Annotated in this window: 22 protein-coding genes; 16 read left to right on the top strand and 6 right to left on the bottom strand. The window is 73.4% G+C overall.

The features are described 5' to 3' along the window. The first annotated feature begins 13 nt into the window (after nt 1–13). Nucleotides 14–3,274, top strand: a complete 3,261-nt coding sequence (locus ACPZVR_RS06150; protein ID WP_436698687.1) for an ATP-dependent helicase — start codon at nt 14–16, stop codon at nt 3,272–3,274. Between the two features lie 23 nt (nt 3,275–3,297). After that, nucleotides 3,298–6,513 (top strand): ATP-dependent helicase, encoded by a 3,216-nt coding sequence (locus ACPZVR_RS06145; RefSeq protein WP_436698686.1) that lies wholly within the window; start codon nt 3,298–3,300, stop codon nt 6,511–6,513. 10 nt (nt 6,514–6,523) lie between these two features. On the opposite strand, the gene ACPZVR_RS06140 is transcribed toward ACPZVR_RS06145, so the two are convergent. Beyond that, nucleotides 6,524–7,027 carry an OsmC family protein gene (locus tag ACPZVR_RS06140; protein ID WP_436698685.1) on the bottom strand — a complete coding sequence of 168 codons (504 nt, stop codon included), beginning with the start codon at nt 7,025–7,027 and terminating at the stop codon, nt 6,524–6,526. A 31-nt stretch (nt 7,028–7,058) separates the two neighbouring features. On the opposite strand from ACPZVR_RS06140, the gene nudC reads away from it, so the two are divergent. Further along, on the top strand, nt 7,059–7,979 hold the full coding sequence (gene nudC / locus ACPZVR_RS06135; protein ID WP_436698684.1) for an NAD(+) diphosphatase: 921 nt from the start codon (nt 7,059–7,061) through the stop codon (nt 7,977–7,979). 2 nt (nt 7,980–7,981) lie between these two features. On the opposite strand, the gene ACPZVR_RS06130 is transcribed toward nudC, so the two are convergent. Then, nucleotides 7,982–8,239: a mycoredoxin gene (locus ACPZVR_RS06130; protein WP_436698683.1), complete on the bottom strand. Its 258-nt coding sequence runs from the start codon at nt 8,237–8,239 to the stop codon at nt 7,982–7,984. A 73-nt stretch (nt 8,240–8,312) separates the two neighbouring features. Between ACPZVR_RS06130 and ACPZVR_RS06125 the strand changes: the two genes are divergently transcribed. From ACPZVR_RS06125 to ACPZVR_RS06105, 5 genes are all read left to right on the top strand, one after another. Next, nucleotides 8,313–10,388, top strand: coding sequence for an ATP-dependent helicase (locus tag ACPZVR_RS06125; RefSeq protein WP_436698682.1), 2,076 nt, complete (start codon nt 8,313–8,315; stop codon nt 10,386–10,388). Nucleotides 10,389–10,546: 158 nt separating this feature from the next. Beyond that, on the top strand, nt 10,547–10,834 hold the full coding sequence (locus ACPZVR_RS06120) for a hypothetical protein (RefSeq protein WP_436698681.1): 288 nt from the start codon (nt 10,547–10,549) through the stop codon (nt 10,832–10,834). A 154-nt stretch (nt 10,835–10,988) separates the two neighbouring features. Next, complete coding sequence (locus ACPZVR_RS06115) at nt 10,989–11,255, top strand: WhiB family transcriptional regulator (protein WP_436698738.1); 267 nt, start codon at nt 10,989–10,991, stop codon at nt 11,253–11,255. Between the two features lie 37 nt (nt 11,256–11,292). Next, nucleotides 11,293–11,472, top strand: coding sequence for a putative WhiB-interacting protein (locus ACPZVR_RS06110; protein ID WP_495542739.1), 180 nt, complete (start codon nt 11,293–11,295; stop codon nt 11,470–11,472). Between the two features lie 146 nt (nt 11,473–11,618). Beyond that, on the top strand, nt 11,619–11,783 hold the full coding sequence (locus tag ACPZVR_RS06105) for a hypothetical protein (protein WP_436698680.1): 165 nt from the start codon (nt 11,619–11,621) through the stop codon (nt 11,781–11,783). Between the two features lie 39 nt (nt 11,784–11,822). On the opposite strand, the gene ACPZVR_RS06100 is transcribed toward ACPZVR_RS06105, so the two are convergent. After that, a complete protein-coding gene (locus tag ACPZVR_RS06100; protein WP_436698679.1) occupies nt 11,823–12,698 on the bottom strand; it encodes a hypothetical protein in 876 nt (291 codons plus the stop codon). A 204-nt stretch (nt 12,699–12,902) separates the two neighbouring features. Then, complete coding sequence (locus ACPZVR_RS06095) at nt 12,903–13,061, bottom strand: DUF5679 domain-containing protein (RefSeq protein ID WP_238408271.1); 159 nt, start codon at nt 13,059–13,061, stop codon at nt 12,903–12,905. Nucleotides 13,062–13,199: 138 nt separating this feature from the next. Here ACPZVR_RS06095 and ACPZVR_RS06090 point away from each other — a divergent pair, with 138 nt between their 5' ends. From ACPZVR_RS06090 to ACPZVR_RS06080, 3 genes are all read left to right on the top strand, one after another. Then, nucleotides 13,200–14,021 carry an enoyl-CoA hydratase/isomerase family protein gene (locus ACPZVR_RS06090; RefSeq protein ID WP_436698678.1) on the top strand — a complete coding sequence of 274 codons (822 nt, stop codon included), beginning with the start codon at nt 13,200–13,202 and terminating at the stop codon, nt 14,019–14,021. Nucleotides 14,022–14,370: 349 nt separating this feature from the next. Next, nucleotides 14,371–15,414, top strand: a complete 1,044-nt coding sequence (locus ACPZVR_RS06085) for a PHP domain-containing protein (protein ID WP_436698677.1) — start codon at nt 14,371–14,373, stop codon at nt 15,412–15,414. A gap of 47 nt (nt 15,415–15,461) precedes the next feature. After that, entirely contained in the window at nt 15,462–16,019 is a 558-nt protein-coding gene (locus tag ACPZVR_RS06080) for a M48 metallopeptidase family protein (RefSeq protein WP_436698676.1), read from the top strand. 75 nt (nt 16,020–16,094) lie between these two features. Here ACPZVR_RS06080 and ACPZVR_RS06075 read toward each other — a convergent pair whose 3' ends face one another. Next, nucleotides 16,095–16,637, bottom strand: coding sequence for an NUDIX hydrolase (locus ACPZVR_RS06075; RefSeq protein ID WP_436698675.1), 543 nt, complete (start codon nt 16,635–16,637; stop codon nt 16,095–16,097). Next, complete coding sequence (locus ACPZVR_RS06070; RefSeq protein ID WP_436698674.1) at nt 16,634–18,043, bottom strand: zinc-dependent metalloprotease; 1,410 nt, start codon at nt 18,041–18,043, stop codon at nt 16,634–16,636. The genes ACPZVR_RS06075 and ACPZVR_RS06070 overlap by 4 nt, the downstream gene beginning before the upstream one ends. 83 nt (nt 18,044–18,126) lie before the next feature. On the opposite strand from ACPZVR_RS06070, the gene ACPZVR_RS06065 reads away from it, so the two are divergent. The 5 genes from ACPZVR_RS06065 (at nt 18,127) to ACPZVR_RS06045 (ending at nt 23,590) form a co-directional block, all read left to right on the top strand. Further along, entirely contained in the window at nt 18,127–18,555 is a 429-nt protein-coding gene (locus ACPZVR_RS06065; protein ID WP_436698673.1) for a molybdenum cofactor biosynthesis protein MoaE, read from the top strand. Between the two features lie 68 nt (nt 18,556–18,623). Next, nucleotides 18,624–18,932, top strand: coding sequence for a hypothetical protein (locus ACPZVR_RS06060; protein WP_436698672.1), 309 nt, complete (start codon nt 18,624–18,626; stop codon nt 18,930–18,932). 96 nt (nt 18,933–19,028) lie between these two features. Next, the gene (locus tag ACPZVR_RS06055) at nt 19,029–20,066 is read left to right on the top strand and encodes a YlbL family protein (protein ID WP_436698671.1); all 1,038 of its coding nucleotides are present in this window, start codon (nt 19,029–19,031) and stop codon (nt 20,064–20,066) included. 16 nt (nt 20,067–20,082) lie between these two features. After that, the gene (locus ACPZVR_RS06050) at nt 20,083–20,634 is read left to right on the top strand and encodes a PPA1309 family protein (RefSeq protein WP_436698670.1); all 552 of its coding nucleotides are present in this window, start codon (nt 20,083–20,085) and stop codon (nt 20,632–20,634) included. Then, entirely contained in the window at nt 20,627–23,590 is a 2,964-nt protein-coding gene (locus ACPZVR_RS06045) for a UPF0182 family membrane protein (protein ID WP_436698669.1), read from the top strand. The genes ACPZVR_RS06050 and ACPZVR_RS06045 overlap by 8 nt, the downstream gene beginning before the upstream one ends. Nucleotides 23,591–23,627 lie beyond the last annotated feature (37 nt).

The raw sequence follows: 23,627 nt of genomic DNA, 5'->3' as shown, positions 1-23,627 counted from the left end.
TTAGGTGGCGCCCGTGGACTCCTCGACCCCGGCGACCGCCTACCGCCTCGCCCCGCCCGCGGCGGGCGCGGCGGTCCCGGTGCTCGACGAGCATCAGCGCCAGGTCGTCGACCACCCGGGCGGGCCGCTGCTGGTGCTGGCGGGCCCCGGCACCGGCAAGACCACCACCCTGGTCGAGGCGATCGTCGACCGGATCGAGCGGCGCGGCGCCCGACCCGACCAGGTGCTGGCGCTGACCTTCTCGCGCAAGGCCGCCGACCAGCTCCGCGACCGGGTGACCGCGCGTCTGGGCCGCACGACCGGCACCCAGCTCAGCTCGACCTTCCACTCCTTCGCCTACGCCCTGGTCCGGCGCTATGCGCCCGCCGGGCTCTACGAGGCGCCGCTGCGCCTGCTGTCCGCGCCCGAGCAGGACGTCATCCTCCGCGAGCTGCTCGCCGACCATCCCGAGTCGGTGCGCTGGCCGGAGCGCTTCCGACAGGCGACGGCCACCCGAGGCTTCGCGCGCGAGGTGCACGCGGTGCTCGGCCGCGCGCGGGAGAAGGGCCTCGACGGCGAGGCGCTGCGCCGGCTGGGCGAGGCGGAGGGCATCGAGGAGTACGTCGCCGCCGGCCTCTTCCTCGAGCAGTACCTCGACTCCCTCGACTCGCTCGGCGCGACCGACTACGCCGATCTGATCCGCCGCGCGCGCATCGAGGCGGAGGACCACCGCACCGAGCTGCGCCAGCAGTTCCGGCACGTGTTCGTCGACGAGTACCAGGACACCGACCCCGGTCAGGTGGCGCTGCTGCGGGCGATCGCCGGTGACGGGCGCGACCTGGTGGCGGTGGGCGACCCGCACCAGTCGATCTACGGCTTCCGGGGCGCGGAGGTGCGCGGCATCTTGGAGTTCCCCACCGAGTTCCCGCGCGCCGACGGCGCGTCCGCCGACGTCGTGGCGCTGCGGACGGTGCGCCGCTTCGGCCCCGGCATCCTGGCTCCCGCCCAGCGGGTGGCGGGCCGGATCGGGCTGCGGGGCACCATCCCCGCGGCGGCGCGTGAGCGGTTCCTCGCCCCGCGGGCCGACGGGGCGGCCTACGGTCCGGGGCGGGTCCAGGTCCGCACCTTCGACACCGAGCGGGCCGAGGCCGAGCATCTCGCCGACCTGCTCCGGCGTGCCCACCTGGAGGGCGGCATCCCCTGGGACGAGATGGCGGTGCTGGTGCGCTCGGGCCGGGCGAGCATCGCGCCGCTGCGCCGGGCGCTCGGGGCGGCCGGGGTGCCGGTGGAGGTCGCTCGCGACGAGGTGCCGCTGGTCCGCGATCCCGCGGTGCTGCCGCTGCTCGACGCGTTGCGGGCCGTGGTCAACCTCGACAACGACGATCCCGAGCACGTCGAGCACGTCGACGCCGCCCGGGCCGAGGCGCTGCTGACGGGGCCGCTCGGCGGACTCGACGCCGGCGACGTCCGCCGGCTGGCGCGGCTGCTGCGCGGTCGGGAGAAGGACCGGTGCCAGCAGACCGGCGACACGCCGCGCAGCTCGCGTGAGCTGGTCCGGCTCGCGGTCCTCGACGCCTCCCATCTCGCCGGGATCGACGCGCCGGAGGCGGAGCGGGCGCGGGCGCTCGCCACCCTCCTGGGCCGCGCCCGCACCGAGCTCGACACGGGCGCGAGCGCCGAGGAGCTGCTGTGGACGCTGTGGTCCGGGACGTCCTGGCCGCAGCGACTGCGGCGCTCGGTCGAGGCGGGCGGCGGCGCCGCGCGCCGGGCCCACCGCGACCTCGACTCGATCTGCGCGCTCTTCGACGTCGCCGTCCGGGCCGGCGAGCGCCGGGAGCATCTCGCCGTCGCGCCCTTCCTGGAGGGGCTGGTCCAACAGGAGATCCCGGCCGACACCCTGGCCGACCGGGGAGCGCGCGGCGCGGCCGTGCGGCTGCTGACCGCGCACCGGAGCAAGGGTCTCGAGTGGCGACTCGTGGTCCTCGCCCACGTCCAGGCCGAGGGCTGGCCCGACCTGCGGCGTCGCTCGACCCTGCTCCAGGCGGACCGGATCGGCCCGGCGACGGCCGGTGGCCTGGTCGGCTCGGTCGTCCCGCCGCTCACGACGCGGGAGCTGCTGATGGAGGAGCGGCGGCTCTTCTACGTCGGATGCACCCGCGCCCGCGAGCGCCTCGTCGTGACCGCGGTGCGGTCGAGCGAGGACGAGGGGGAGCAGCCGTCGCGCTTCCTCGAGGAGCTGGGCTCGACCGTGGAGCACATCGTGGGCCGTCCGCCGCGTCCGCTGTCCCTCGACGGACTCGTCGCCGAGCTGCGCCGCACGGTCGCCGACCCCGGTGCCGACCCGGCCCTGCGCGACGCCGCCGCCCGACGCCTGGCCCGACTCGCCCGCGAACGGGTAGGCCGGCGCGCCGCGGTGCCCGCGGCCGACCCGGCGACCTGGTGGGGCACCCGGGCGCCGAGTCGGTCCCCGGAGCCGATCCGCGACGAGGAGCGCCCCGTGCCGGTGTCGGCGAGCATGCTCGACGCCCTGGCCGTCTGCCCGACCCAGTGGTTCCTCACCCGCGAGGCGGGCGGCGTGGGGCGCGCGCACCAGTCGGCCAACCTCGGTGAGCTGGTGCACGCCCTCGCCGAGCGGGTGGCCGCGGGTGACGCCCCGCCCGATCCCGACGCGCTCATGGCGCACGTCGACGAGGTGTGGGACCGTCTCGACTTCCGCACCCCCTGGTCCAAGCAGCGCGAGCACGACCGGGTCCGCGCGGCGCTGGAGCGCTTCGTCGAGTGGCACGAGGCCAATCCGCGCGAGCTGATCGGGCGCGAGGAGCGGTTCGCGACGGTCGTCGAGATCGGCGGCGAGCGGGTCCAGGTGACCGGCTACGCCGACCGGGTCGAGCTCGACGCCGACGGTCGGGTCGTCGTCGTCGACCTCAAGACCGGTCGCGCGAAGCCGAGCGACACCTCGGTCAGGACCCACGTCCAGCTGGCGCTCTACCAGTACGCCGTCGACCACGGCGCGCTCGACCCGCCCCCCGGGGACGAGGGGCCGGCGCGGCAGGCGGGTGGCGCTGAGCTGGTGCAGCTCGGCCTGACCGACGGTGGTCCCGACGCGACCGTGCAGCGCCAGCCCGTCCACGCCGACGACGGGCCCGAGCGCGACGAGCTGCGCGCCCGGCTGGCGCACGCGGCCGGCCTGATCCGGGAGGAGCGGTTCCCGGCGGTCGCGGGTCAGCAGTGCCGGAGCTGCGCCTTCGTCCCGCTGTGCCCGGCGAAGAGCGCGGGTGCGGTGGTGGCCCAGTGACCGCGACACCAGCCTCGATCCCGATGGCGATCGAGACCCCGGCCGATCTGCAACGGGCGATGAAGGCACCGTTCCCGCCCAGCGAGGAGCAGTGGGCCGCGATCAGCGCGCCCCTGCGGCCCGCGGTCGTCATCGCGGGAGCCGGATCGGGCAAGACGACGCTGATGGCGGCCCGCGTGGTCTACCTCGTGCTGACCGGTCAGGTCCGGCCCGAGGAGGTCCTCGGTCTGACCTTCACGACCAAGGCCGCCGCCGAGCTCCGCCAGCGCATCCGCGTGGCACTGCGCGACGCCGGCGCCCTGGAGCCGGCCGGGCCGGTCGACGCCGACGGCGAGGTCGACGAGGTGCTGGAGCCCACCGTCGCGACCTACAACGCCTACGCGGCGGGACTGCTCACCGACCACGGCCTGCGGATCGGGCACGAGCCCGACACCCGGGTGATCACCGACGCCGCGCGCTACCAGCTCGGCGCCCGCGCCGTCGACAGGTTCACCGGCGAGATCGAGCTGCTCACCGACCATCCCGAGACCGCGATCCAGAACCTGCTGGCCCTCGACTCGGCGATGAGCGAGCACCTGGTGGCGCCCCAGCAGGTGCTCGAGCACGACGCCGTCGCCCGGCGCGGCTTCGAGCGGGCGCGCGACGAGGAGCTGGCCGGCAAGGCGCGCAAGACCTACGTCGACGCCGTCGCCAAGGCGATCAACGCGATCGACCGCCGCGCCGAGCTGCTGCAGCTCGTGGCGGCGTACCGACGGCTCAAGCACGACCTCGGGCTCATGGACTTCTCCGACCAGATCGAGCTGGGCGCCCGGCTCGCGGACGAGCGGCCCGAGGTGGGGGCCGTCGAGCGCGGACGGTTCAAGGTGGTCCTGCTCGACGAGTACCAGGACACCTCGGTCGCGCAGGCGACCATGCTCTCCCGGCTGTTCTCCGGGCCCGATCCGGGCTCCGGGCTCGGGCACGCCGTCACGGCGGTCGGCGATCCCAACCAGGCGATCTACGGCTGGCGCGGGGCGTCGGTCGCCAACATCCTCAACTTCGCACGGACCTTCCCGGCGGCCGACGGCACGCCCACGACCTACGCCCTCACCGTCAACCGGCGCTCCGATCGCCGGATCCTGGCGGTCGCGAGCCATCTCGCCGAGCCGCTCTACGACGCCCTCGAGCTCGGTGGCGCCGGCGTCGCCCGGCTGCGGGCGCCCGACGGCGCCGCCGACGGCGTCGTGGAGGCGCACACCTTCGAGACCCAGCGCGACGAGCTGGCCTGGCTGGCCGAGGCGGTGCGGGGCGCGCACGGGGGAGAGCCGGGCGACTGGGCCCGCATCGGCGTGCTCACCCGCGACAACGCACATGCCGAGCTGGTCTTCGACACGCTGACGAGCGCGGGCATCCCCGTGGAGATCGTGGGCCTGTCCGGCCTGCTGCGGCTGCCGGAGATCGCCGAGATCGTGGCCGTGCTGCGCCTGCTGCACGACGTGACCGACAACGCCGCCCTGCTGACCCTGCTCGCCGGCCCGCGCTGGGCCATCGGCCCGCGCGACCTGCGCCTGCTCGGCCAGCGGGCCGGTGAGCTCGCCGGCCGACGGGGTCGGTCCGACGGCCCGGTGTCGGTGACCGAGCAGCTCGTGGCGATCGCCGACGGCATCGACCCGGCCGAGGTCCCGTGCCTGGACGACGCGCTCGCCGATCCGGGCGAGGCGGCCTACTCCGACGAGGCCCGAGCGCGGTTCGGGTTGCTCCGCGACGAGCTGCGGCTGCTGCGCGCCGCCGTGGGGGAGCCGCTGCTGGACCTGGTCCGCCGGATCATCGACGTCACCGGCGCCGACGTGGAGCTCGCCTCGGCCGTGAGCCCGGCCGCGGCCGCACGCCGCGACAACCTCGACCTGTTCGTCAAGGCGGTCGCCGACTTCCAGGCCGTCGACGGCGACGTGTCCCTGCCGGCGCTGCTCGCCTATCTCACCGCCGAGGACGACCAGGGCAACGGCCTCGACGTCGCGACGCCCACGGAGGCCGACTCGGTCAAGCTGCTCACGGTCCATCGCTCCAAGGGACTGGAGTGGAGCACGGTGTTCTGCGTCGGCGTCTGCGAGTCCCGGTTCCCGTCGGCCCAGGGCCGCACGCTGTGGGTGTCGTCGCCGGCGGTGCTCCCGGCCCGCCTGCGCGGTGACGCGGACGACCTGCCGCAGCTCGAGGGGTTCGACAAGGCCGCACTCGACGACTACCGGCGGCGGGCCAAGGCGCACGAGGCGGACGAGGAGCTCCGCCTCGGCTACGTCGCCTTCACCCGTGCCGCCCACCGGCTGGCGGTGTCGTCCTACCAGTGGGGACCGCGCAAGACGCCCTACGGCCCGTCCGCCTTCCAGGAGTCGGTCCGCGAAGCGCTCACGTCCTGGGACCTGCCCCCCGAGCCCTGGCTCACGCGCCCCGAGAAGGGCGCCGCGAACCCCTACGACGCCGAGGACCCGTCGCGGCCGTGGCCGGTCGACGGCAGGGGCGAGGAGGCGCGCCTGCGGCTCGACGCCGCCGCCCGGGTGGCAGCGGCCGACCCGGCGGCGGCCGACCCCGGCCTCGACATCGTCACCGCGGCCCGGGTGGCCGAGTGGGATGCCGAGATCGAGCAGTTGCTCGCCGAGGCGCGGCTGGCGTCGGGTGCCTCCGGCGAGGTCGTCGTCCCGCTGCCCTCGTCGCTCTCGGCCACCTCCCTCGCCCGACTGCGCGACGACCCGGAGTCCTTCGCGCGCGACCTGGCGCGTCCGATGCCACGGCCGCCGGCGCCCGCCGCGCGGTTCGGGACCCGCTTCCATGCCTGGGTCGAGGCGCGGTTCGGGCAGCAGGGCCTCTTCGACCCCGACGAGCTCGCGGGTCGCGCCGACGCCGGGATCGACGACGAGGCGGACCTCAAGGAGCTGGTGGCCCGCTTCGAGGAGGGTCCGTTCGGCAGCCGCGAGCCCCACGCGGTCGAGGCGCCGTTCGCCCTGGTGCTCGCCGGACAGGTCGTGCGGGGCCGGATCGACGCGGTCTACCAGGACGGCGACGGCTGGCTGCTGGTCGACTGGAAGACCAGCCGGTCGCAGATCGCCGACCCCCTGCAGCTGGCGCTCTACCGGCTGGCGTGGGCCGAGCTCCAGGACATCGACCCCGATCGGGTGCGCGCCGGGTTCTTCTACGTCCGCACCGGCACGCTCGTCGAGCCCGACGCGCTGCCGGGCCGGGAGCAGGTGGAGGCACTCCTGCGCTGAGGCGGGCGGATCAGGCGCGGACGACCCGGATCCGCGGTGGCTCGGCGAGGCTGCGCCCGACCACGCAGTAGCGCTCGGTCGCGGTCGCGAGACGGGCCAGCGCGGCGTCGTCCGCGTCGGTGTCCACCACGAGCGTCACCACGATGTCCTGGACGCCGACCGGGGCCTCCCGGTCGATGCCGAGGGTGCCCCGGGCGTCCCACCAGCCGTCGGCGCGCAGCCGGGCGCCTCGGATCTCGACCCCCATGGCGGTCGCGACTGCGCGCAGGGTCACGCCGGCGCACGCCAGGACGGCCTGGAGCAGGAGGTCGGCCGAGCAGGCGTCGGTGCCGGCGCCGCCCGTGGCGGGATGGAGCCCGGCTCGGACCGGGCCGGCGAAGCCGTCGATCGTGGCGGTGACGTCCGGTGCCCGGTAGTCGCCGGTGGCGGCGGTGGTCGTGCGTGCCGTCGCGGGGTCGGCGCGGTAGCGCTCCTTCAACGGTGCCTGCGCGGCTCGGAGGGTGCTGGCGTCCATGACCCAGGTTAGCCCCGACTAGTGTCGTGTCGTGACGTTCCCGCACCTGTCCCTGGTCGCCGATCCGCACGACCGACTCGGGCTGCTCCGCACCGACGACAGGTGGCTGGAGGAGCGCTGGGCGGACCCGACCGGCCAGGTGCTCGTCATCGCCGGCACCCGGGTGCGCCCCGGTCCGGACGGGCTCGAGTGGGTCTCGACGGCGGACGCGCCCGACGGCGTACGCGTGCTCCTGGGGGTGCGTGGCGAGGTGACCTGGTGGGCGGTGATCGTGCCGGGCGAGGTCGCGAAGGAGGAGCCCGACCGGTGGCTGCCGCTGCGCGGGCTGCTGCCGTTCCTTGGCAGCGCGAAGGGCGGCGGGCCGGGGGTCGCGCCGTTGGTGTTCCACGCGATCGGGCTCGCCGAGTGGCACTGGGCGCACCGGTTCTGTCCCCGCTGCGGCGGTGCGCTGGTCCCGCGTGCGGCCGGACACGAGCTGGTGTGCGCGGACTGCGGGAAGCCGCAGTTCCCCCGCTCCGACCCCGCCGTGATCATGCTGATCGCGGCGGGGGAGCCGGGGGCACCCGACGAGCGCTGTCTGCTCGGGCGCAACCGGACCTGGCCCGCGGGCCGGTTCTCGACGCTGGCCGGGTTCTGTGAGCCCGGGGAGTCGCTCGAGGACGCCGTTCGCCGCGAGGTGCTGGAGGAGACCGGGGTCGCGGTCGGCGAGGTGACCTACTTCGGCAACCAGCCGTGGCCGCTGCCGTCGAGCCTGATGCTGGGCTTCCACGGGCGCGCGCTGTCCGAGCAGATCCGGCTCGACGACGACGAGGTCGAGGACGCGCGGTGGTTCACCCGCGAGGAGATGCGGCAGCAGGCCGCCGACGGCAGCCTGGTCCTGCCGGGCGGGGTGTCGATCAGTCGTTCGCTGGTCGAGGACTGGTACGGCGGGCCGCTGCCGGGCAGCTGGTGACCTCAGCCGCCGATCTGCGCGAGCTCCTCGAGCTTGGCCTTGACCTGGGCGACGCTGGGGTTGGTCTGCGCGGTGCCGTCGGTGTAGACGAGCGTCGGCACGGTCTGGTTGCCGTCGTTGGCCGACTCGACGATGGCCGCGGCCTCCGGCTGCTGCTCGATGTCGACGATGTCGTAGGCGATGCCCTCCCGGTCCAGCTGGCTCTTGAGCCGCTTGCAGTAGCCGCACCAGGGAGTGGTGTACATCGTGAACGAGCTCATCGTTGTGTCGCCTCCGCCGTCTAGGGTCTGTGCGTCCACCCAACCACGCCCGTGAAGGAGATGTTCCCCCGCCATGTCCGAGTCCATCGAACGGCTCCTCTCCGCGCTCGACCCGGAGCAGCGCCGGGTGGCGGAGACGCTGCGCGGCCCGGTCCGCGTGCTGGCCGGCGCGGGGACGGGCAAGACCCGGGCGATCACCCACCGGATCGCGCACGGGGTGATGGCGGGGGTCTACGCGCCGACCGAGGTGCTGGCGGTCACCTTCACCACCCGGGCCGCCGGCGAGCTGCGGCAGCGACTGCGCCAGCTCGGCGCACCGGGCGTGCAGGCGCGGACCTTCCACAGCGCGGCCCTGCGCCAGCTGCGCTACTTCTGGCCCCACGTCCACGGCACCGAGCTGCCGACGCTCACCGAGTCCAAGATCCCGATGCTGGCCGCGGCCTGCCGCACCCTGGGCCTGCGCGCGGAGCAGGCGCTGCTGCGCGACCTGGCCTCCGAGATCGAGTGGGCCAAGGTCAGCAACGTCGGCGCCGACGACTACCCGCGGATCGCGCCGGCCAAGGGCCGCTCGGTCGCCGACCAGACGCCGGAGACGATCGGCCGGGTGATCGCGGCCTACGAGCAGGTCAAGCGCGACCAGGGCCGGATGGACATGGAGGACGTCCTGCTGCTCACCGCGGGCGTGCTGGCCTCCGACGAGCGGGTCGCCGCGCAGGTGCGCCGACAGTACAAATGGTTCGTCGTCGACGAGTTCCAAGACGTCTCGCCGCTGCAGTCGGCGCTGCTCGACCTGTGGCTCGGCGGTCGCGACGAGCTGTGCGTGGTCGGTGACCCGGCCCAGACGATCTACAGCTTCGCCGGCGCCGACGCGACCTATCTGCGCGACTTCCCGAAGCGCTATCCCGGCACCACCTCGATCGAGCTGGTGCGCAACTACCGCTCGACGCCGGAGGTGGTCGCCGCGGCCAACACCCTGCTGTCGGGGACGTCGAGTGCGGGCGTGGACCTGCGCTCCCAGCAGAAGTCCGGCTCGGCGGTCCGGTTCGTGGGCGAGCCCGACGAGGTCGCCGAGGCCCGCGCCGTGGCCGACCGGATCCTGCGCCTGCAGCGGGCGGGGACGGCGTACGGCGAGATGGCGGTCCTGTTCCGGATCAACGCCCAGTCCGAGACCTTCGAGGACGCCCTGGCCGACCGCGGGATCCCCTACGTCGTCCGCGGCGCGGCGCGCTTCTTCGAGCGCCGTGAGGTGCTGGAGGCCGTCACCCGGCTGCGGGGCGCGGCCCGGTCGGGGGAGGGCGACGGCAGTCCGTGGCTGGAGGTCGTCAAGGGCGTCCTGGGCGGCATGGGCTGGACTGCCGAGCCGCCGACCTCCCGGGGCCAGGTCCGCGACCGGTGGGAGTCCTTCCAGGCGCTGGCCGACCAGGCCGAGGAGTTCGCGACCGAGCGCGGCATCGAGGCCTCGGTCGCCGCCTTCGTCGAGGAGCTCGACCGGCGCGCGACCGAGCAGCACGCGCCGAGCGCCGACGGCGTCACCCTGGCCACCTTCCACGCCGCGAAGGGCCTGGAATGGGATGCCGTCTTCTGCTGCGGTGTCCAGGACGGCACCGTTCCGATCGTCTACGCCGAGCAGGGCGGCGCCCGCCCCGACGCGGTCGAGGAGGAGCGTCGCCTGCTCTACGTCGGCGTGACCCGGGCCCGTCGCGAGCTCACCGTCTCCTGGTCGGCCGCGCGCAACCCCGGGCAGGCGCCGCGGCGCCAGCCCTCGCGGTTCATCGTGCCGATGCTCCCCGCGAGCCAGCAGCCGCAGCAGACCCGCGCCCGGACCAAGGTCGCCCGATGCCGTGACTGCCTGCAACCCCTGTCCACCGCCGCGGAGAAGAAGCGGGGACGCTGCGCCCACCATCCGGTGCGCTACGACGAGGCCCTGTTCGAGCGGCTCAAGGCCTGGCGCCTGGAGACCGCACGCGACGGCGGCGAGGACGGCAAGCCGCTGCCGGCGTACGTCGTCTTCACCGACGCGACCCTCGAGCTCATCGCCGAGCACAAGCCGGCCACGATGGCCGCCCTGGCGAAGGTCAACGGAGTGGGACCGAACAAGATCGAGCGCTACGGCGAGGCGGTGCTCGCACTCGTCGCCGAGGACGGCTGACCGGGCCCCCTTGCGACGGGGTTCGAAAAAACTTCGAAAACCTCGATAAATGATTTGCGCGTCCTGATGACGGGCCATTACGGTCGTCAGGCAAGTTCCACCGCGCATCACAGCCCTGGCACGGCTGGCGCCCGTACGCACCGAAGGAGGTGGCCCTGATGGAGAACATGACGATGAACCCGGTCTTCCCGGTGATGACGTCCGCTTGGCAGCCCACGCTGTCCGCGACCCTCGGCTGTGCCACCGCTGCCCTCGCGACCCTCGAGGTCCAGGGCACCGTCGCGCGTCCGGCCACGGCTCCGACCGCCGTTGCGCCGTTCGCCGGCGCGCCGTTTGCCGTCGTGGCCATCGATGCCAAGCGGGAGCGCGCCATCGCCGGCACGGACCACCGTGGCAGCAACGCCGCCTACGTCCCGGGTCCCCTCGCCTGGAGCCCACCGATCTGACCCACTGATCAGCTCGGCAGCCTCCAGGCCGCGGAACCCGAATGAGACCGGGATCCGCGGCCTTCGTACTTCTCCGACCGAGAACCGCGAAGTCCCCCGGATCCCACGGAAATGACAACGCGATCAGGTCAGAGTGGAGGAGGTGAGAAAGCAGATGACGACCAGTGTTCTCGAGCCGACGCTGGACGAGCTGCTCCCGTGCCGGCTGAACGACGCGGAGCTGTGGTTCGCAGAGTCCCCGTCGGACGTCGAGGCCGCGAAGGCGCTGTGCCTGGACTGCCCGGTCCAGCGGATGTGCCTCGCGGGCGCCCTGGAGCGGCGTGAGCCGTGGGGTGTCTGGGGCGGCGAGCTGTTCCTGGCCGGCGTGGTGATCCCGCGCAAGCGGCCCCGGGGACGTCCGCGCAAGGACGCGGCGGCGTAGTCCACCCGCATCCCGAACGTACTTTCCGAAACAACCATTGGAGCTTGAGATGTCCCACCTGATGAACGAAGAGTTGGCGCGTGCGCAGATGGCCATGCGCCTGGGAGAGGCGCAGCAGCTGCGCGCGGCCAGCAGGATGGCCCGCGCCCGCCGCTTGAGCCGCAAGGCCGAGCGTGCAGCGCAGCAGGCTCGTCTCGCCCTCGCTCGCGCACTCTGAGTCCGCACCGCGGACCAGCGAGACCGGATTTCTTCGAGGCCTCCTCGGAGGGCACCTGATCGCGGGTGAGTAGGAAGGGCCGGACCGACCGACCGTCGGGCCGGCCCTTCCGGCATTTCCGCAGGACCGCGACCTACCCTGGGTGCGTGGCGGTGATCTGCGACTTCTGTGGCCGGGCGGCCGAGGGCGACGAGCTCCCGCTGACCTGGAGCACGGCGGTGGAGCGCGGCCGGGTGCGGCGCTACTGCGACGAGTGCTCGCGCGCGCACCTGCGGGCCATGGAGGCGAAGCTCGACAGTGACTGGTGGTGAGCCGTCGCCCGGCCGCCGACGCCGACTCCGGGTCGCGGCTCAGGGCAGGTCCACGAATCCGTCCCAGGCGCAGCCGCAGTCGGGATGGCGGCCCCAGCGGGTGACCACGGGCGCACCCACCGGACCGAGGTCGACCGTCGAGGACCAGGTGCTGGGCTCGTCGCCCTCCACGAAGCGCGCGAGATCGCGCACCGCCCAGGCGAGAGCAAGCTGGTCGAGGACGACGTCGCGAGGCGGTGGTCGCTCGGCACACTGGGCAGCCGCCTGGGCCATGAGCAGCGGCAGGCGCGGGTCGCGCAGCGACTCGTGCGCGTCCACGCAGCGCAGGCAGGCGGTCCGACCCGGCTGCACGAACGGGCCGACCCGCACCGACCCGGCGTCGCCGGCGACGAGCAGGTGGGGCCGCGAGGCGCGCACCAGGGGGTCGAGCCGGTCGCGGGCGACGGGGCCGTCGGCGACGACGAGCACGACCTCGGCCTCCTCCGGCGGGGTCGGGCGCAGCCCCGCCGCCGTCAGCAGCGCGTCGAGGGCGGCACGCAGGCGGGCGGGACCGTCGAGGGCCACGCCCGTCGCGGCCCGCGCCGCCCGCCGGCGTACACCGTCGGGACCGGTCTGCGCGATCAGCGCGGCGAGCTCGGGGTCCGGCCGGTCCGCCGTGGCGACCACGAGCCCGGCGGCGCGCAGGCGGTCGAGCGCGTCGGCGGCGTCCGGCGCCAGAGCGGCCGGATCGACGGGAGCGGGGCCCGTGGACGCTGGCGCGGCGGGGCCGCCGAGGTCGGTCAGCAGGCGGCGGATCTCCGGGACGTCGGGCAGTCGCAGGCTCGGCGTGCCGAGCCCGACCTGGAGGACACCGGGCGAGCGGGAGAGGACGGGAGTGCCCGGCCGCAGGAGCAGGGGCGGGTGCCGGGACGCCATGGCGGCAGCGTCGCACGGGCGCCCCGCATCGCGCGTCCGTTCTCCACAGGGACGTCGACACGCACGTCGCGGCGCTGGTCGATCTCTCGGGTGCACCGATCCCGCCCGCTCCTCGCGGGGGCGGGTGAAATGAGCCACGGGCGGCTCCGCCGCAGCGGAGCCGCCCGTGACAGTCGGCTCAATGCCGGCTGAGCGTAGGGGTGCTCAGGCCTTGCCGAGGATGCGGTTGAGGTTCGTGCCGCAGACCGGGCAGACGGCCTTGGCCATCCGGGTGCCCTTCTCGTTGACCTTGACCTCGCCCTCGGCCTCGCGCTTCTCCTTGCACTTGACGCAGTAGAACTCGCCGCTCCAGGTCTCCGCCATGACGGCCTCCTTGCTCATCTTGTTCGTTCGGTCGTCGCGACGGGGACAGAGGGGGAAGCCCGTCGGGGTCCGGAGAAGCACTCCGAACCTCCCCGACCCTACGGCACACGACCGCGGAGTCGCAGTAGCGTGCCCCGCATGTCTGAAACAGCCGTCAACCCAGTCCCGCCGCCGTCGCTGACGCATCTGCGCCTCGAACGGCCCTCCGCGGGGGTCGCGCTGCTGGTCTTGGACCTCCCGGAGCTGCGCAACGCGATGAGCGACGAGATGACCGCGTCCTGGGTGCGGGCCGTCGACCACCTCGCCGGCGACCCCACCGTGCGGGTCGTGGTGGTGACCGGCGAGGGCGCCGGGTTCTGCTCGGGGGGCAACCTCTCGTGGCTGGCCTCCGAGCCGGACGCGACGGTCGACGACCTGCGCGCGCGGATGCTGCCGTTCTACCGCGCGTGGCTCTCGATCCGGCGCCTGGAGGTGCCCACCGTCGCCGCGATCAACGGTGCCGCGATCGGCGCCGGCCTGTGCCTGGCGCTGGCCTGCGACCTGCGGTACGCCGCCCGGGGGGCGCGGATGGGGGTGCCCTTCACCAAGCTGGGGATCCACCCGGGAATGGCCGGCACCCACCTGCTGCCCGGAGTGGTCGGCGCGGCCGCGGCCCGCGACCTGTTCCTGACCGGTCGGCTCGTGGACGCCGACGAGGCGCTCGGGCTCGGTCTCGTCTCGCGGGTCTGGGAGCCCGAGGACTTCCGCGCGGGGGTGCTGGACACGGCCGCGGAGATCGCGGCGGCGGCCCCCATCGCCACCCGGCTCACCAAGCGGGCCCTGCAGCACGGGCATGCCAGCATCGAGACCGCGCTGGAGTGGGAGGGACTGGCGCAGCCGGTCACGCTCGCGACCGCCGACCTGCTGGAGGGGATCCGGGCCGCCCAGGAGAAGCGGCCACCGGTGTTCACCGGCCGCTGAGGCGGAGCACGGGACGAGAGGAGACCCCCGGTGCCGCGGCGCCTCGCTTGCCTTCCCCTTGCGAGCGAGGAGCTGCGGCCCCAGGGGCCTCGTCGGTGACGACGCTAGGCACCCGGACCGGCGCGGTCAATCCAGGCGGACCGACGGCTGTGGACAGAGTTGTGGAGAAAGCTGTGGAGGAGAGGCGCGGTCCGTGGATGGCCGGGGGAGAACCGGCCTCCGCCTGTGGAGGAACTCGCACCGCGACCGACCCCGCAGGCGTCGTACCGTCGGGTGACCAGCGAGGATGTCGCCCACAGGCTCATCCACGGGCTGTGGACAGACATTTTCCGGAGGAGGACGTCAGGACGTGAGCGAGCAGGGGTACGACGGCACGCCGGTCGCGGCACTGCGCCGGATCGCGTTCCTCCTGGAGCGCGGCCGCGCCGACAGCTACAAGGTCAAGGCCTACCGCGGTGCCGCGTCGGCGGTGCTGTCGCTGGCACCGGAGGAGGTCGCCGCGCGGGCCGCGGCCGGCACGCTGACCGAGCTGCCCGGCGTCGGCGCCAGCACCGCCCGGGTGATCGCCGCGGCCGTGGCCGGCCGGATGCCGGAGAAGCTGGCCGAGGTCGAGGAGCAGTACGGCGCGCCGCTGACCACCGGCGGTGCCGGCACGGCGCTGCGGGCGCGGCTGCGCGGCGACCTGCACTCCCACTCCGACTGGTCCGACGGCGGCTCGCCCATCGAGGAGATGGCGATGACGGCGATGGAGCTGGGCCACGAGTACCTCGTGCTCACCGACCACTCGCCCCGCCTGAAGGTGGCGCGCGGGCTGTCGGCCGAGCGGCTCACCCGGCAGCTCGCGGTGGTCGAGGCCGTCAACGCCCATCTCGACGGCGGCTTCCGGCTGCTCAAGGGGATCGAGGTCGACATCCTCGATGACGGCTCGCTCGACCAGAGCGAGGAGATGCTGGGTCGCCTCGAGGTGCGGGTCGCCAGCGTGCACTCGAAGCTCGCGATGGACCCGGAGCCGCTCACCCGCCGGATGGTGGCCGCCGTGCGCAACCCCTTCACCAACGTCCTCGGGCACTGCACCGGGCGGCTGGTCACCGGCAACCGCGGGACGCGCGCCGAGTCGCGCTTCGACGCCCGGACGGTCTTCGAGGCGTGTGCCGAGGAGGGCGTCGCGGTCGAGATCAACTCCCGTCCCGAGCGGCGCGACCCGCCGACCCGACTGCTGGAGCTGGCCCGCGACGTCGGCTGTCTCTTCTCGATCGACAGCGACGCCCACGCGCCCGGTCAGCTCGACTATCCGCTGCTCGGGTGCGAGCGCGCCGAGGCGGCCGGCATCGAGGCCGACCGGATCGTCAACACGTGGCCGGTGGAGCGGCTGCTGGAGTGGGCCACCCCCTGAGCGGCGACGTCCCACCACGTGGGCCGGGGGAGCCGTAGGGTCGGGCCATGCCCACGCCCCGTGTGGAGGTACGACGCTCGCAGCGGCGCCGTCGTACGGTCACGGCCTACCGGGAGGGCGAGACGATCGTCGTGCTCGTGCCGGACAACCTGTCGGTGACCGAGGAGCGCGCCTGGGTGTCGAAGATGGTCGCCCGGGTCGAGCGCAAGGAGCGTCGGGCCGCGGCGCCGCGGCGCTGGGACGACGGCGACCTCCTGCAGCGCGCCCGCGAGCTGAGCGACGAGTACCTCGGGGGCCTCGCGGTGCCGGAGTCGATCCGGTGGGTCGGCAACCAGCGGGCGCGGTGGGGGTCGTGCACGCCCAAGGACCGTTCGATCCGGCTCTCGGAGCGGCTGCAGCGGATGCCGGAATGGGTCATCGACTACGTGATCGTGCACGAGCTGGCCCACCTGATCGAGCCGCACCACGACGAGAGGTTCTGGGGCTGGGTGGCGCACTACCCGGCTGCGGAGAAGGCGAAGGGCTACCTCGCGGGCTGGTCCGACGCCGCCCGGATCGACCGACCGCCGTCCGAGCAGGTCTTCCCCGGCGAGGACGTCGACTGACGGGTTCTGGACGGTTCAACTACCGAATTTGTCGTTTCCGGACCGTCTTGACGACGAATTCGGTAGTTGAACCTCTCAGACCAGGACCGCGCGGGCCCGGGCGATGAGCACGTGCATCGCCGGCTCGAGCTCGGGCAGGGCGTCGAGCGGCCACCAGCGCAGGGCGAGCGACTCGTCGCTGACCGCCTCCTGCGCACCCGGGCGGGCCAGGGCGGCGTACCGCACGTCGAGGTGGCTCACCCCACCCCGCGGGTCGCAGAACGGGACGACGTGGACGTCGAGCTGCAGCGGCTCGGGATGGAAGTCCAACTCGACCAGCCCGCTCTCCTCGTGCGCCTCCCGCAGTGCGACCGAGGCGAGACTCGGGTCGCCCTCCTCGGCGTGGCCGCCGAAGTGGAACCAGCGGCCGGCCTTGCGGTGCAGGTTGAGCAGCACCTGCTCGCCGGTCGCGTCGAGGACGAGGGTCCCGGCGGTCAGGTGGTCGGGGTACGACGAGCGCCACATGCCGTCCGGCGTCGACTCCAGGTGCGCGACATAGCGCCGCCGCAGGGCGTCCTCGGCCGCGTCGGGCGCGCGCCAGCCCGTCAGGACGCCCAGCGCGTCCGCGTGGAGCGTCACTCGGCGTCGGGACGGCGCTCGCCGTCGGGACCGCTGGGGTCACCGGGGCCCTCGGGGCCATCGGAGTCGTCGGCGCCCGGCGCGTCGGGGGAGTCCGGTCCGGCGAGCAGCTTGCGCAGCTCGGCGTCGAACTCGTCCTCGCTCAGCGCCTCCGGCTGGGTGGCCTCGGCGCGGAAGGACAGCGGGTCGTCGAGGTCGGCGGCGGTGGGCAGCAGGTCGGGGTGCATCCACACACCGTCGCGCGCCTCCTGGCCGGAGCGGGTGCGCAGGCCGCCCCACAGGGTGGAGGCGTCGCGCAGCCGCCGCGGGCGCAGCTCGAGGCCGACCAGTGCCGCGAAGGTCTGCTCGGCGGGTCCGCCCGCCGCCCGGCGCCGGCGCACCGCCTCGCGCAGCTTGGTCGCCGCCGGCATCCGCTCGGCCGTGGCCTGCCCGACCACCTCGTCCACCCAGCCCTCGACCAGCGCGAGCGCGATCTCCAGCCGGGAGAGGGCAGCCGTCTGCGCCTCGGTCTGCGGCGGGTCGAACAGCCCGCCCTCGAGGAGGCCCTGCATCGCCTCCAGGTTGGTCGGGTCGATGCCGCGCAACTGCTCCTGGACCCGGTCCTGGATCTGCTGGGCGTTGACCTCCAGCCCGCGGGCGTAGTCGGTCACGGCGCCGATGAGGTGCTCGCGCAGCCACGGCACGTGGGCGAACAGCCGCTGATGGGCGGCCTCGCGCAGCGCCAGGTAGAGGACAACGTCGTCCTCGGTGACGTCGAGGCCGTCGGCGAAGGCGCGCACGTTGCTCATCACCAGCGCCGCCTTGCCGGGGGCGCCCAGGGGCAGGCCGATGTCGGAGGCGGTCAGCACCTCGCCGGCCAGCGCGCCCAGGCCCTGGCCGATCTGCATCGCCATCATCCCGCCGACGGCCTGGCCGATGATGCCGACCAGCGGCCCGGCCGCCGCCCTCATCTCCTCGGGCAGGCCGCTCGACAGGCCGGTCACGGAGCGCGCCGCGACGGGCTCGACGAGCACCTGCCACACCGGCTGGGTCTCGACCAGCCACTCGGCGCGGCTCCAGGCGGCCGTCGTACCGACGCCGGAGGGGAAGCCGGTGGCCGTGTCGAGCCAGTGGTCGGCCAGGCGCACGGCGTCGGCGACACGGTCGTGGTCGCGCTGGGTCGGGGACGGGTCGGGCTCCTGCGCGACGGCCTGCCGGGCCATGTCGGTGGCCGCGGTCCAGTTGAGCGGCCCGTCGTGGGGCTGCATGAGCGACTGCAGCTGCTGGAAGAATGCCATGCCGCCGCCCGGCCCACCGGGGAGGCCGCCGGGGAAGGCGCCACCGAGCGCGCCGAAGATCTGCTCGAACGGCGTGCCCTTGAACGGGTTCGGCTGGTCGTCGCCCGGGTTGCCCGGATCGTTGCTCATGACCCAAAACTACGCCCGATCGCCAACCGGCGGTGTCGGGGACAGCCCTGAGCGGACCCCGGTCTCCTCCTAGAGTGAGCAGCATGACGAACCCCGCCGTGCGCCTCGTCGCCATCTCCGATCAACCGCTCTCGGTCAGCGACGTGCTCGAGCGGCTCGACGACGCCGGATCGGGCGGGCTGGTGCTGTTCGTCGGCCGGGTCCGCGACCACGACCACGGCCAGGGCGTCACCGGGCTCTCCTACTCGGCGCACCCTTCGGCGCTCGACCGGCTGCGGGAGGTATGCGAGCGGATCGCCGAGGAGTACGACGTCACGGCGGTCGCCGCCGTGCACCGGGTCGGCGACCTCGACATCGGCGACCTGGCCGTCGTGGTCGCCACGACGGCCGGCCACCGCGGCTCGTCCTTCGAGGCCAGCCGGGCGCTGATCGACACGCTCAAGGCCGAGGTGCCGATCTGGAAGCACCAGCGGTTCGCCGACGGCTCCGACGAGTGGGTCGGATCGCCCTAGATGTCCTAGATGTCACGGTCGCGCGTGTCCTGACCGGACCAGGTGCGGCGCGGACCTACCCTCGGGGAGTGGAGATCCTGTTCTGGCTGCTGCCGGCCGCCGTGCTCACCCTCGCCTCGATGGCCTGGGTCGCGTGGTGGGGCCGCGAGGGCCGGGGTCAGGTCGACCGCGAGACCGCCGCTCGGCGCCTCGGCGAGGCGTTGACCCGCGAGCAGCGCTCCCGACCCGGCTATGCCGCGCCCGCGCGGGAGCCCGACCGCCGCACCGGCGTCGCCCTGCGGACCTCGCCGAGCCGGCCGGTGGCGCTGCCCGACCGCGACGAGCAGCGCCCGCCGGCCGAGGACGAGACCGTCAGGGACGACCGGCGCGCGTCCTGAGGCCGTCGCCACCGGGTCGCCGCCGGGTGGCCACCCGCCGCGCGACACCCACCGGCGGGTGCGGACCGATTGGACGCATCTGACAAGGTAGGCGCCATGAGCCAGCGCCTGATCGCCGCGTGCATCGCGGCGCCCCTGGTGCTGATCCTGGGCGGGATCGCGCTCGTGGTGCCGCTCCCGTACGCGTCGTACAGCCCCGGCCCGACCTACGACATTCTGGGCAAGGACGGCGACGAGGCCGAGGTCATCCAGGTCGACGGCCACGACGCCTACTACGACGACGGCCAGATCCGGTTCACCACGGTGGTGGCCTCGTCGTACGGCCAGAAGCTCTCGCTGGGCGAGGCGCTGTCGCGCTGGCTGGACCCGGACAAGGCGATCCTGCCCTACGACGTGGTGCACCCGCCGGACACGACCCAGGCCGACGAGAAGGCCGAGGGGGCCGTGCAGATGACGACGTCGCAGGACGTCGCGAAGGCGGTCGCGCTGACCGAGCTCGGCTACGAGGTGCCGACCGCGGTCCAGGTCGCGATGGTCGACGAGGAGGGGCCGGCCAAGGACAAGCTCCTCGTGCGCGACGTCTTCAAGGAGGTCGACGGCGAGCCGGTCACCGACGCCGACCAGATCGTCGAGGCGGTCCGCAAGCACGACGACGGCTCGCTGGTGGAGTTCCGGATCGTGCGTGAGCAGCGCGAGCTCACCGTCCGGCTCAAGCCCGAGGAGATCGACGGCAAGCCGCGCGTCGGCGTCACCCTGGGCCTGGGCTACGAGTTCCCGTTCGCCATCAACCTGCGCGTGGACCCGACCGTCGGCGGCCCCAGCGCCGGCCTGATGTTCTCGCTGGCCATCTACGACACGCTCACCCCCGGATCGCTGACCGGGGGCGCGACGGTCGCCGGCACCGGTGAGCTGGCCGGTGACGGCAAGGTCGGGCCGATCGGCGGCATCGAGCAGAAGATCGCCGGCGCCCAGGCCGCGGGCGCGAAGCTGTTCTTCGTGCCGAAGGACAATTGCTCCGACGTGAAGGGCCTCGACCCCGACCTGCGCCTGGTGAAGGCCACCACGATGCACGAGGCGCGCCTCGCGCTGGAGACGTGGGTCGACGACCCCGACGCCACCCTTCCGACCTGCTGACCGAGCAAGGACCCCGATGGACTACGAACTGGACGTCGACCCGGCCCTCGCCGCCGCGGTGCTGGAGCTCGAGGGGCACCACGCCCGCGCGGGCTGGGACCACCCGGCGCGGCTCTACGCGCTGGTCGACACCGCGCACCTGGTGGCCCAGGAGCCCGCGCTCGCCGCGCAGCTGGGCCTCGACGCGCCGACCGAGCGCGGCTCGCTGACGCCGGTCGAGCAGGAGGACCTGCCGGCCGGCCAGGAGCTGGAGGAGGTGCTCCCCGGCATCCAGTGGCCTGACGTGGTCGCGGGCTGCGCCGCCGTGGTCGAGCGCCTGGTGCTGCCGCCCGCCGCCGACGGCCAGGTTCCCGAGGACCCGGTCGCCGCCGCGGAGTTCGCGCGCGAGCACCCCGATGCCGAGGAGGTCCGCATCGTCGCCGGCGTGACCCGCCACGGTGCGAGCTACTGCGCCTTGCGGATGCGCAGCCACGACGAGGACAGTGCCGTCATGGGCGGCAACGACCTGGTACCGGGGCTCATCGAGCTGCTCCGGGCCACCCTGCTGGAGGACGAGACAGATGAGTGAGCTGTTCGACGAGGAGCCCGAGCGCCCCGCACCCGAGCGGCCCGGGCGCCGTACCCGGGCCCTAGTGATCACCGGCGTGGTGCTGATCGTCGGCTTCTTCCTGCTCAGCGCCTTCGCCGGCATCTACACCGACCGCCTGTGGTACGCCGAGGTCGGCTTCGGCGACGTGTTCAGCACGATGCTGTGGACCCGGGTCGGGCTGTTCGTGGCCTTCGGGGCGCTGATGGGCGGGATCGTCGCGCTCAACATGTACCTCGCGTTCCGGGCGCGGCCGATGTTCCTCATGGCCGGCCCGGACGGGGTCGACCGCTACCGCGACGCGGTCACCCCGATCCGCGGGTGGCTGCTCGCCGGCGTCGGCGTCGTGGTCGGCATCTTCGCCGGCACCTCGGCCATCGGGCAGTGGCGCACGTTCCTGCTGTGGCGCAACGCCGAGGACTGGGGCAGCAAGGACGCCTACTTCAAGAAGGACATCGGCTTCTACGTCTTCGACCTGCCGTGGTGGAACTTCGTCGTCGACTTCGTGATGGCGGTCGCCATCGTGTCGCTGATCGCCACGGCCGTCGTCCACTACCTGTACGGCGGCATCCGGCTGCAGGTCTCCCACGACCGGTTCTCCGCGGCCGCCCAGATCCAGATCTCGGTGCTGCTCGGCGTGTTCGTGCTGGCGAAGTCGGTCGACTACTTCCTCGACCGCTACGACCTCGTCACCGACGACCACCGGCTCTTCACCGGCATGAACTACACCGCCGAGAACGCGATGCTGCCCGCGCGCAACATCCTCGTCGGCGTCGCGCTGATCTGCGCCGTGCTGTTCTTCCTCAACGTCTGGCGCAAGACCTGGCAGCTGCCGTCCGTCGGCCTCGCCCTGCTGGCCCTCTCGGCGGTGCTGCTCGGCATGATCTGGCCGGCCATCGTGCAGAACTTCCAGGTGAAGCCGTCCGAGGCCGACAAGGAGAACCCCTACATCAAGGCCAATATCGACGCCACGCGCGAGGCCTACGGCCTCAGCGGCGTCGAGACCGAGCGGTTCGAGGGCACTCCCCCCTCCGACAACCCCGGTACCGCCGCGGCGCAGACGGTGCTGCAGCAGCTGTCGACCACGCCGGTGGTCGACCCGCAGCAGGTGCGCGACACCTTCCAGCAGCGCCAGCAGGTCCGCGCCTACTACTCGGTGGCCTCGGTCCTCGACGTCGACCGCTACACCATCGACGGCCAGGAGGTGCCGCTGGTCCTCGGCGTGCGCGAGCTCGACCAGTCCGGCATCAACTCCTCGGACCAGAACTGGTCCAACCTGCACACGGTCTACACCCACGGCGAGGGTCTGATCGCCGCCTACGGCAACCGGATCTCCGACAGCGAGGTCAACGGCCGGATCGTGTGGGCCGAGGGCATCAGCGGCGCGGGCGCGAGCGGCGCCAGCGACCTCACCGAGACCGAGGAGTTCGAGCAGCGGATCTACTTCGGCGAGCAGAGCCCGACGTACTCCGTGGTCGGCAAGGCCAGCAAGGACGCCTCGAGCGTGGAGCTCGGCCTCGCCGACACCGACAACGACGAGGGCGACAAGCGCACGACGTACGACGGCAAGGGCGGGGTCCCGGTCGGCAGCACCTTCAACCAGCTCATGTACGCCATCAAGTTCGGCGAGCCGAACTTCCTGCTCTCCGGGCGGGTCAACGGCAACTCGAAGGTGCTCTACAACCGCACGCCCGCCGAGCGGGTCGAGAAGGTCGCGCCCTGGCTGACCGTCGACGGAGACCCCTATCCGGCGGTCGTGGACGGCAAGATCGTGTGGATCCTCGACGGCTACACCACCACCGACCGCTACCCGAACGCGCAGCGTGAGTCGTTCGACGCGATGATCGACGACTCGCAGCAGCAGGACACCGGGCTGCAGACGATCCCCACGGACGAGATCAACTACATGCGCTCGGCGGTCAAGGCGACGGTCGACGCGTACGACGGCACCGTGACGCTCTACCAGTGGGACACCAGCGACCCCATCCTCAAGACGTGGATGAAGGTGTTCCCGGACTCGGTCACCCCCAACGGCGAGATCCCGGCCGAGCTGAAGAGCCACCTGCGCTACCCCGAGGACCTCTTCAAGGTGCAGCGCTACCAGCTCGCGAAGTATCACGTCACCGATGCCGGCGAGTTCTACAATGCCAACAACCGGTGGGATGTCCCCGAGGACCCGAACGCGCAGCGCCAGGTCTACCAGCCGCCGTACCGGCTGTTCTCGACGGGCGTCGACGGCACCAACGACTGGTCGCTCACCTCGGTGTTCGTGCCCTATCGCAAGACCACCCTGGCGTCGTACCTCCAGGTGAACTCGGACGCGAACTCGCCGAACTTCGGCAAGCTCCGGCTCCTCGAGATGGCCGACGCCAACACGCCGGGGCCGGGCCAGGTCGCCAACCAGATGCAGCAGGAGAAGAAGGTCGCGGACGCCCTCCAGCAGTACCGCGTCCAGGGCGCGACGCCACCGCGCTTCGGCAACCTGCTGACCCTGCCGGTCGAAGGTGGGCTCATCTACATCCAGCCGGTCTACGCCCAGCGGACCGGAGGGACCTCCAGCTTCCCGATCCTCCAGTTCGTCGTCGTCAAGTACGGCGAGAACGTCGGGATCGCCGAGAACCTCCCGGGCGCGCTCGCCGACGCTCTCGGGGTCGACCTCGGCGACGGGGCGCCCACGCCGCCGCCGACGCCGGGAGGCACCCCGGGCGGACCGGAGGAGCCGGGGGAGCCGGGGGCCGAGACCCCGCCCGAGGAGCCGCCGACGGGGACGCTCGACGAGCAGATCGCGGAGGCGCTGCGGGAGGCCGACGAGGCGTTCAAGGCGGCGGCCGAGGCGCAGGCCGACAACGACACGGCCACGTGGGCCGAGCAGCTCGAGATCGCGCAGGAGGCGGTCGAGAAGGCGGTCGAGCTGGCCAACCAGCGCGACAACCAGTAGCGGCTCGGTTCCCGCCGGATCAGCGGCATGCGGCATC

The sequence above is a fragment of the Nocardioides segetis genome (assembly GCF_051390595.1).
Taxonomy (GTDB): Bacteria; Actinomycetota; Actinomycetes; order Propionibacteriales; family Nocardioidaceae; genus Nocardioides.
This window is presented reverse-complemented; position numbering and strand designations above follow the sequence as displayed.

Excerpts from the sequence above, each read along its gene's own strand:
- ACPZVR_RS06145 (WP_436698686.1), top strand. The coding sequence starts at position 3,298 with ATGGCGATCGAGACCCCGGCCGATCTGCAACGGGCGATGAAGGCACCG.
- ACPZVR_RS06140 (WP_436698685.1), bottom strand. The coding sequence starts at position 7,027 with ATGGACGCCAGCACCCTCCGAGCCGCGCAGGCACCGTTGAAGGAGCGC.
- ACPZVR_RS06130 (WP_436698683.1), bottom strand. The coding sequence starts at position 8,239 with ATGAGCTCGTTCACGATGTACACCACTCCCTGGTGCGGCTACTGCAAG.
- ACPZVR_RS06125 (WP_436698682.1), top strand. The coding sequence starts at position 8,313 with ATGTCCGAGTCCATCGAACGGCTCCTCTCCGCGCTCGACCCGGAGCAG.
- ACPZVR_RS06120 (WP_436698681.1), top strand. The coding sequence starts at position 10,547 with ATGGAGAACATGACGATGAACCCGGTCTTCCCGGTGATGACGTCCGCT.
- ACPZVR_RS06115 (WP_436698738.1), top strand. The coding sequence starts at position 10,989 with ATGACGACCAGTGTTCTCGAGCCGACGCTGGACGAGCTGCTCCCGTGC.
- ACPZVR_RS06100 (WP_436698679.1), bottom strand. The coding sequence starts at position 12,698 with ATGGCGTCCCGGCACCCGCCCCTGCTCCTGCGGCCGGGCACTCCCGTC.
- ACPZVR_RS06095 (WP_238408271.1), bottom strand. The coding sequence starts at position 13,061 with ATGGCGGAGACCTGGAGCGGCGAGTTCTACTGCGTCAAGTGCAAGGAG.
- ACPZVR_RS06090 (WP_436698678.1), top strand. The coding sequence starts at position 13,200 with ATGTCTGAAACAGCCGTCAACCCAGTCCCGCCGCCGTCGCTGACGCAT.
- ACPZVR_RS06080 (WP_436698676.1), top strand. The coding sequence starts at position 15,462 with ATGCCCACGCCCCGTGTGGAGGTACGACGCTCGCAGCGGCGCCGTCGT.
- ACPZVR_RS06070 (WP_436698674.1), bottom strand. The coding sequence starts at position 18,043 with ATGAGCAACGATCCGGGCAACCCGGGCGACGACCAGCCGAACCCGTTC.
- ACPZVR_RS06065 (WP_436698673.1), top strand. The coding sequence starts at position 18,127 with ATGACGAACCCCGCCGTGCGCCTCGTCGCCATCTCCGATCAACCGCTC.
- ACPZVR_RS06055 (WP_436698671.1), top strand. The coding sequence starts at position 19,029 with ATGAGCCAGCGCCTGATCGCCGCGTGCATCGCGGCGCCCCTGGTGCTG.
- ACPZVR_RS06050 (WP_436698670.1), top strand. The coding sequence starts at position 20,083 with ATGGACTACGAACTGGACGTCGACCCGGCCCTCGCCGCCGCGGTGCTG.
- ACPZVR_RS06045 (WP_436698669.1), top strand. The coding sequence starts at position 20,627 with ATGAGTGAGCTGTTCGACGAGGAGCCCGAGCGCCCCGCACCCGAGCGG.